Annotated in this window: 9 protein-coding genes; 6 read left to right on the plus strand and 3 right to left on the minus strand. The window is 78.9% G+C overall.

Annotation, left to right across the window (positions count from 1 at the left end; all coding sequences use genetic code 11):
* From PYV61_RS18080 to PYV61_RS18090, 3 genes are all read left to right on the plus strand, one after another.
* Positions 1-586 (plus strand): M23 family metallopeptidase (locus PYV61_RS18080; protein ID WP_275834183.1); only part of this gene is annotated, 586 nt, incomplete at its 5' end.
* Between the two features lie 18 nt (positions 587-604).
* Positions 605-1,030, plus strand: a complete 426-nt coding sequence (locus tag PYV61_RS18085; protein ID WP_275834185.1) for a hypothetical protein — start codon at positions 605-607, stop codon at positions 1,028-1,030.
* Positions 1,027-1,827 carry a hypothetical protein gene (locus tag PYV61_RS18090; protein ID WP_275834187.1) on the plus strand — a complete coding sequence of 267 codons (801 nt, stop codon included), beginning with the start codon at positions 1,027-1,029 and terminating at the stop codon, positions 1,825-1,827. Before PYV61_RS18085 ends, PYV61_RS18090 begins: the two co-directional genes overlap by 4 nt.
* 28 nt (positions 1,828-1,855) lie before the next feature.
* Here PYV61_RS18090 and PYV61_RS18095 read toward each other — a convergent pair whose 3' ends face one another.
* Positions 1,856-4,231, minus strand: coding sequence for a DNA polymerase domain-containing protein (locus tag PYV61_RS18095; protein ID WP_275834189.1), 2,376 nt, complete (start codon positions 4,229-4,231; stop codon positions 1,856-1,858).
* A gap of 286 nt (positions 4,232-4,517) precedes the next feature.
* Between PYV61_RS18095 and PYV61_RS18100 the strand changes: the two genes are divergently transcribed.
* Genes PYV61_RS18100 through PYV61_RS18110 form a run of 3 tightly spaced genes read left to right on the plus strand, consistent with a single transcriptional unit; the run spans position 4,518 to position 6,234 of the window.
* Positions 4,518-4,706, plus strand: coding sequence for a hypothetical protein (locus PYV61_RS18100; protein ID WP_275834191.1), 189 nt, complete (start codon positions 4,518-4,520; stop codon positions 4,704-4,706).
* Entirely contained in the window at positions 4,703-4,969 is a 267-nt protein-coding gene (locus PYV61_RS18105; RefSeq protein ID WP_275834193.1) for a hypothetical protein, read from the plus strand. The genes PYV61_RS18100 and PYV61_RS18105 overlap by 4 nt, the downstream gene beginning before the upstream one ends.
* A gap of 38 nt (positions 4,970-5,007) precedes the next feature.
* Positions 5,008-6,234, plus strand: coding sequence for a sensor histidine kinase (locus PYV61_RS18110; RefSeq protein ID WP_275834195.1), 1,227 nt, complete (start codon positions 5,008-5,010; stop codon positions 6,232-6,234).
* On the opposite strand, the gene PYV61_RS18115 is transcribed toward PYV61_RS18110, so the two are convergent.
* Both PYV61_RS18115 and PYV61_RS18120 read right to left on the minus strand, forming a co-directional pair.
* Positions 6,178-6,750: a hypothetical protein gene (locus tag PYV61_RS18115; protein ID WP_275834197.1), complete on the minus strand. Its 573-nt coding sequence runs from the start codon at positions 6,748-6,750 to the stop codon at positions 6,178-6,180. The two genes, PYV61_RS18110 and PYV61_RS18115, sit on opposite strands and share 57 nt — an antisense overlap.
* A 16-nt stretch (positions 6,751-6,766) precedes the next feature.
* Positions 6,767-7,030, minus strand: coding sequence for a hypothetical protein (locus tag PYV61_RS18120; protein WP_275834199.1), 264 nt, complete (start codon positions 7,028-7,030; stop codon positions 6,767-6,769).
* Positions 7,031-7,122: the final 92 nt, after the last annotated feature.

Consider the following 7,122-nt stretch of genomic DNA (forward strand, 5'->3'; position numbering starts at 1 on the left):
CGCGGACTCGCGCGTCGACACGGTCGCGCTGGCGGCGGCCGACTACCCGCTCGAGCGGCTGCGCGTCGACCCGCGCTTCTCGGCGCCGCCCGACTCCGCGCTCGACGCGCGGCAGGCGCGCGAGTCGGCGATGGCCGCCGAGGTGTCGCGCCGCGCGCACGACACGCCGCGCCTGTGGACCGCGCCCTTCCGCCGCCCGCGCGAGGCGCGCGTGACGAGCACCTTCGGGCGCGGGCGCGAGTTCAACGGGACGGTCACCTCGCGCCACATGGGCACCGACTACGCCGGCGCCGTGGGCGCGCCGGTGCGCGCCGCCAACCGCGGCGTGGTGCGGCTGGTCGAGTCGTTCTTCGTCGGCGGCAACGTGGTGTACGTCGACCACGGCGCGGGGCTGGTCACCGCGTACCTGCACCTGAGCGCGCAGGACGTCGCGGTCGGCGACACGGTGCGGCAGGGGCAGGTGATCGGGAAGGTCGGCGCCACCGGGCGCGTGACGGGGCCGCACCTGCACTGGATCACGCGCTACGGCGGCGTGACGGTGGACCCGGCGTCGGTGCTGCGCGTGACGGCCGCCGCCGCGAACTGATCGACGATGCGCGCCCGCATGCCCGATTCGCCGCCCCCCGCGACCGACGATTCGCCGCCCGGCCCGCGCGCCGCCGCGCGCTCGAACCGCGCGCTGCTCCTCGACGGCGCGGCGCTGGCGTTCGGCGCGGGCGCGCTGTCCACGCGCGACTGGCGCCCGCGGCCGGCGCCCGGCGACGCGCCCGACGGCCGCATGGCCGCCGGCGCGTGGGAGCTGTGCCGGCGCGTCGTGACCGAGCGGGTGGGCGACACGCCGACGGTGCGCTTCCCGTGGTTCGACGCGCGGGCGGTCGCGCGCGAGTCGGACAGCGTGTACGTCGTGACCACGGCGCTCGAGGCGACGGGGCCCGCGGGCGCGCCGGTGGCGGTGCCCGTCGCGTGCCGCGCGCGCTGGCTCGGCGCCGACCGCTGGCTGGACGACGGCACGGTCGTGGGCGGGCGATGACGGCCGCGCTCCTGGCCGTGCAGGCGGCGCGCGGCCTCGACCTGAGCTCCTGGTCGGGGGTGCTCTCCACGCTCGTCGGCCTCGCCCTCGCCACGGTCGTCGGCGTGGGGCTGCGGCTGCTGGCGATGTACACGATCCAGCAGCGCCGCGAGCGCGAGAACCGGCAGATCAACGAGCGGCTGCGCACGCTGATCGCGGCCTACAAGACGCTCGGCGGCTCGTTCACCGGCGACCTGGCCGTCGACCCGCGCCACCTGCGCGACCTGCGCCGCGCGGCGGCCGCCGTCGACCCGGCCGCCGCCGTCGACCCGGCCGCCGGGGACGACGCGGAGGACGCGGCGACGCCGGCAGCGTCCCCCGCCGAGGAGGGCTCCGACCGCGCGCGGCGCGTGCGCGACGCCGTCGAGGCCGCGCTGTCGGACGTGATCCTGCTCGGCACCGAGGAGCACGTGCGGCTCGCCGAGCGCGCGGCGCGCGAGCTGGTGGCCGGCCGCCCGGTGCACGTGGACGCGCTGGTGGTGGCGCTGCGCGCGTTCATCCGCCAGGCGCTCGGCCTCGACCCGGTCCCCGCCGACCTCGCGATCCCGATGCAGGGGCCGCGGCGGCCGGCGCCGGGCGGCGGCGGCCGCGGGCGCGGCGAGGGGGGCGGCGACGGGGCGCGTCAGGGACGCGGCGGCGGGGGCGGCGGCGGGGGCGGCGGGGGGATGGGCATGGCGATGGGCGGCGGCATGGGCGGGATGGGGCTCGGCCACGCCGACGCGCACGACGACCTCGACCCGCCGACGCGGCGCGGCTGACGGCGGAACTTCCGATCGCGCCGCGCCGTCAGAGCGCGGGCGACGGCAGCGTCCGCAGCACCGGGCGGATCGCCTGCAGCGAGGGCGCGAACAGCGCGAGCTGCTCGGCGTCCGCGAACACGACGGCGAAGTCCTCGGGCGTGAACGCGCGCGCCAGCCGCTCGGCGTAGGTGGTGCGCAGCAGGCGCACGTAGTGGTCGGCGTCGTACGCCCGCGGGTCCTCCGCCCCCTCGCCGTCCGCGGGTGCCACCCCGCCCTCGCCGCCCGCCCTGCGGTAGACGCGCACGCGCTCGCCCGCGCGCCACGTCGTGCGCCCGGCGGCCAGCAGCGCCTCGTACGCCAGCTCGCGCCGCGTGGCGCGCACCGCCGCGTACTCCGCCGGCGACTTGGTCAGCCGCACCTCCGACGACACGTCGCGCGTCGGCAGCGCGCGGGCGCGCACCGCGGCCACCGCGTCGAGGTAGGCGGCGCGCACGCCGGCCACGTCGCCGGCCAGCAGGCGCGCCACCGCCTCGCGCAGGAACCGCTCGCCGAACGGCTCCGAGCGGCTGGAGCGGAAGGCGACGCCGCGCAGCGTCAGCTCGCCGTCGTGGGCGAGCAGCGCGTAGTTCTTCGGCTCGTGCGACAGCATCGCCGCGTAGCGCCCCTCCAACTCCAGCTTCACGAGCGGCGGCAGCAGCGCCGCCACCTCGGCGACCACGCGCCGCTCGTCCGCCTCCGTCCATCCCTCGGGGACGGCGAAGTAGACGCCGTCGGTGTCGGCCTCGAGCAGCGTGACGTCGCGCGCCGCCAGCTCGCGGCAGAGGAGCGCCAGCAGCTCGCGCCCGCGCCGCGTCACCTCGTTGGCGGCGTGCACGTCGGCGAAGCGCGTCAGCTCGCCGCCGGCCGCGAGGTAGCCGTACGCCGAGTTGACGACGAGCTTGAGCGCCGCCGCCATCGCGTCGTGCGTGTGCCGCTCGGCCGAGCCGGGGGGCGCCGCCTGCGCGCGCGCCTTGGCGTCGAGCCGCCGCTCGACCAGGTCGTCGACGAGCGCGAGCAGCGCGCCCAGCCGGTCGCTCGCCGGGCCGATGCGGTACGCGCGCATGAGCGACGGGTACAGGCTCGCGACGTCGGCCTTGGCGACGCGCGTCGCGACGCCGGTCGCGAACAGGTGCAGCGCGGCCCCGCTGTGCGGCGTGCCGTCCCCCCGCGCGTGCGCCGGCAGCGCGGCGCCGGCGCGCAGGTACGCGCGCACGAGCGTCGGGTCGATCATCCCGGTGGCGGGGCCCGCGTCGGCCAGCCGCTCGTAGCGGCGCGGCACGAGCCGCGCGAGCGCGTACGCCGGCCCGCCGAGCATGCGCGACAGCTCGGCCACTTCCCGCACGTCGTCGGTCGCGTAGCGCCGCACGCGCTCCGGGTCGGTGCGGTAGGTCGCGAAGATGCGGTCGCCCGGGATGTACTCGCGGTCGGGGGCGGCGATCCCGAGGTGGCGCGCGACGGCCTTGAGCCCGTGCCCCGGCAGGTCGCGGCGCACGAAGTCGTGCCGCCGCACCGCGTCGAGCGTGTCGATCAGCTCCCGCCCCGGCGCGACGAAGCGGACGCGCCGCCCGTCGGAGGCGTCGGGGCCGGGGGCGCCGCGCTGCGCGCCGCGCGTGCGCAGCCCCGGCCCGCCGATCCGCCCGAGCGCGAGCGGCACGCCGAGCGCGCGCGCGCGCCGGTCGAGGAAGGGGAGGTCGAAGCCGTGCAGGTTGTGGTTCTCGATGGAGTCGGGGTCCGCGTCGCGCACGCGGTCCACCAGGCGGCGGATGAGGTCCGCCTCGCCGGCGTCGCCCCCGCCCTCGGCCTCCAGCACCTCGGTGGCGCCGTCCGGGTAGCGCACCGAGACCATGAAGATGCGGTCGCGCCGCGCGTCGAGCCCCGTGGTCTCGAGGTCGAACTGCAGCCGGTGCAGCGCGTCGAACGGGAGGTCGCGGAAGTAGGTGCGCCCGGTGGCCACGAGGTACTGCTCCTCCGGCGGCAGGCAGAGCACCGCGTCGTCGGGCAGCTCGGCGACGTGGCCGACGCGCCGGCCGAGGCGCTGCGACGCGCCGCGCAGCAGCGCCGCGGACAGCGCGCGCCCGTCGTCGGCGCTGACGATCCAGCGCAGCGCCCCCGGCCCCTCCAGCTCGCGGTGCCGGACGGCCGTGCGCGCGTCGCCCTCCGGGCCGAGCGCGTCGCCGAGGTGGCGCAGGTCGTCGAGCGCGTCGAGGAGCAGCCAGGGGCGGAAGCGCGCGTCCTCGCGCACGAGGGCGCCCGTCTCCGGGACGCGGCGCCACACGGTCGCGCGCCCGTCGTGCTCCGCGTGCACGGAGACGATCCCCGGGGTCGGGTCCCACCCCCAGAGCCAGTCCGCCGCGGCGGAGCCCACCGGTTCGCGCGGCGCCATGCGGGCAATCTACCCGCGCCGGCCCCGCGTCCCGCCCGCGGCGCCGCGCCGTGGCGTGTTCGGGTATTGTCCTGGACGGATCTTTGACAGCGGCGCCGCCGCGCGCTATGCTCCCCGGAGGCGGCGCAGTCGCGCCGCGACCCGCCCGCCGCACCGCGGCCGGCCGCACGTCCCCGACGTGACCGACGCGGACCTCCCGCCTCCGGCCGCCCGGGCCCACGCACGGATCGCCGCGCCACCGACCCGCCGTCCGGCGGCGGGCGCCGCGCGGCCGAGGGCTCGCCCCATGCTGGACCCCAGAGAGCAGAAGAAGAACGGCTTCGGCGCGCGCGTCGCCCGCGAGGAGGAGCGCCACTTCGCGCGGCTCGCCGACGACGCCCGCCGCGCGCGGGCCGACGGCGACGACCGCCCGACGCCCGGGCCGGACGCGCGGCCCGCACCGCTGGCGGCGCCGACGACCGGGGGGGACGCGTGAGCCCCGCGACGCCGGCGGCGCCCGGCATCCTCGCCACCCTGCGCGCGCGCGCCGACGAGATCGCGACGAGCCGCGCGGCGCTCGGCGGCAGCCACGCCGCGCACCAGGCGCTGCTCGAACGCCTCGACGTGAACCGGCGCGCCGCCGTGCGCCAGGGGTGGACCGCCTGCATGCTGGAGCGCGCGGGCGGGATGGGACCGGTCCGCATGCTCGGCATCCCGCCGGGAGGCAGCGTGCGCGTCGAGCTGCCCGACCAGGACTGAGCGCGACCGCGCCCCACGTCCCGGCAAGCCGGCCGACGATGCGACTCGCCGCCTTCGTCCTCGCCCACCGCGAGCCGATCCTCGCCGAGTGGGAGGCGTTCGCGCGCTCGTGCGCGCCCGCCAGCGGACCCATGGACGTCACCGCGCTGCGCGACCACGCGGACGAGATGCTCCGCGTGATCGCCGCGGACCTCGCGAGCCCGCAGACGGGGAGCGCGCAGTCGCGCAAGTCCCAGGGGCGGGCGCCGGCCGAGCACCCCGACGCGCGCACCGCGGCCGGGGAGCACGGCGCGGGGCGCGCGCAGAGCGGCTTCACGCTCGAGCAGATGGTGGCGGAGTACCGCGCGCTGCGCGCGAGCGTCATCCGGCTCTGGACGCGCTCGGAGGGGACGCTCGGCGCCGCGCACGTCGAGGACCTCACGCGCTTCAACGAGGCGATCGACCAGGCGCTCGCGGAGTCCGTGACGCGCTTCAACCGCGACGTCGAGCAGGCCAAGGAGACGTTCCTGGCCATCCTCGGCCACGACCTGCGGACGCCGCTCGGCGCGATCCAGGCGTCGGCGGCGTTCATGCTGGAGACGGGCGAGCTGGAGGAGCCGCACCGGTCGCTCGTCGCGCGCGTCCGCACCAGCGCGCGGCGCGCGACGACGATGGTGGGGGACCTGCTCGACTTCACGCGCAGCCGGCTGGGCGGCGGCATCCCGATCGTGCGCGCGGAGACGAGCCTCGGCCGCGTCGTGCGCGACGTCGTGAACGAGGTCGGCGCGGCGCACCCGGGGCGCGCGATCCGCGTCGACACGCGCGGCGAGCAGCGCGGCCGGTGGGACGCGGCGCGGCTGGGCCAGGCGCTGACCAACGTCGTCGGGAACGCCGTGCAGCACGGCGCCGACGGCACCACGGTCACGGTGGAGCTCCGCGGCACCCCGGAGGCGGCGAGCGTGGTCGTGCACAACCGAGGCGCCGTGATCCCGGCGGCGCGGCTCGACGGCCTTTTCAACCCGCTCCGGACCCGGCAGGCGCCGCGCACCGCGTCGGGCCGCGGGCCGTCGGGGAGCCTCGGGCTCGGCCTCTACATCGCCGACCGCATCGTCGCCGCGCACGGCGGGCGGATCGAGGTCGAGTCGAGCGAGTCCGCGGGCACCAGGTTCACGCTGCACCTCCCGCGGCGCGAGACGCCGGCGGCGCGGCCGGACGGCGCCGCGTCCGCGTCAGCGATGCGACCCGGCGGCGCCGGCCGGCGCCAGGTCGGCGGCGCGCGCGAGTAGGGCGCGCGCCGCCGCGGTGTCGACCGCCGCGGGGCTCGTCCGCCACTCCACCCCTCCGTCCGGCGCGACGAGGAGCAGCGTGCACCGCTCGGGATCGAGGGCGAGCCGCCGCGCGAGCGCGCCGTCCCAGTCGAGGAGCACGGCCTGCCGCCGGTCCTCGGGGAAGCGGCCGCGCACGACGCGCCGCAGCAGGCGCGGGACGCCGCGCAGGTCCGCCACCGCGACGACGGGGACGCCCGTCGCGGAGTCCGGCTGGAGCCCGCGCAGCATCCCGCCCCACGCCGTGCCCGCCGCGCGCCCGCCGCGTCCCGCCGCGACGAGCAGCATCGGCCGCCCCCGGTAGTCGGCGGCATCGTGCGTGCGCCCGAACTGGTCGCGCAGCCGGAACTCGACCGGCGGGTCCACTCGCGTCGCCGGCGGTGCGGCGGCGGCGCCGGCGAGGAGCGCGAGCGCGCAGGCGAGCGCGACGACGGCCGGGGCGCGCGGCCAGCCGTTCCGGTGCGGCGGGGTCCTCACGCGCGCTTGCGCCGACTCACCGACGGCGCGCGGCCCCCGCGCGGTCGTAGCCGGCGAACATGCCCGCCGCCATGACGACGCCGAGCGCCGCCTCGCGCCACCCCGCCGACTCGGCGCGTCCGTAGCCCGCGACGCCGAGCGCCCCCAGGAGGCACGCGCCGATGGCGGCCGTCGCGGCCAGCTCCCACCGGTCCTGGTAGTGGCGGGCCAGGGTGTGCCCGCTCCAGGCGCAGACCGCGAACGCGGCCGGCAGGACGAACAAGAGCGCGACGGTCGACACGGCGGACCTCTCGGGCGGGGAAGCGGACGGGTGGGGCCGGCCGCGCGTCGCGCCGCGTCTCGCGCGCGGGCGCGCGACGGCCCGGCGCCGGC

Origin of the sequence: Roseisolibacter sp. H3M3-2 (genome assembly GCF_029211165.1) — a bacterium.
In the GTDB taxonomy this organism is placed as follows: domain Bacteria; phylum Gemmatimonadota; class Gemmatimonadetes; order Gemmatimonadales; family Gemmatimonadaceae; genus Roseisolibacter.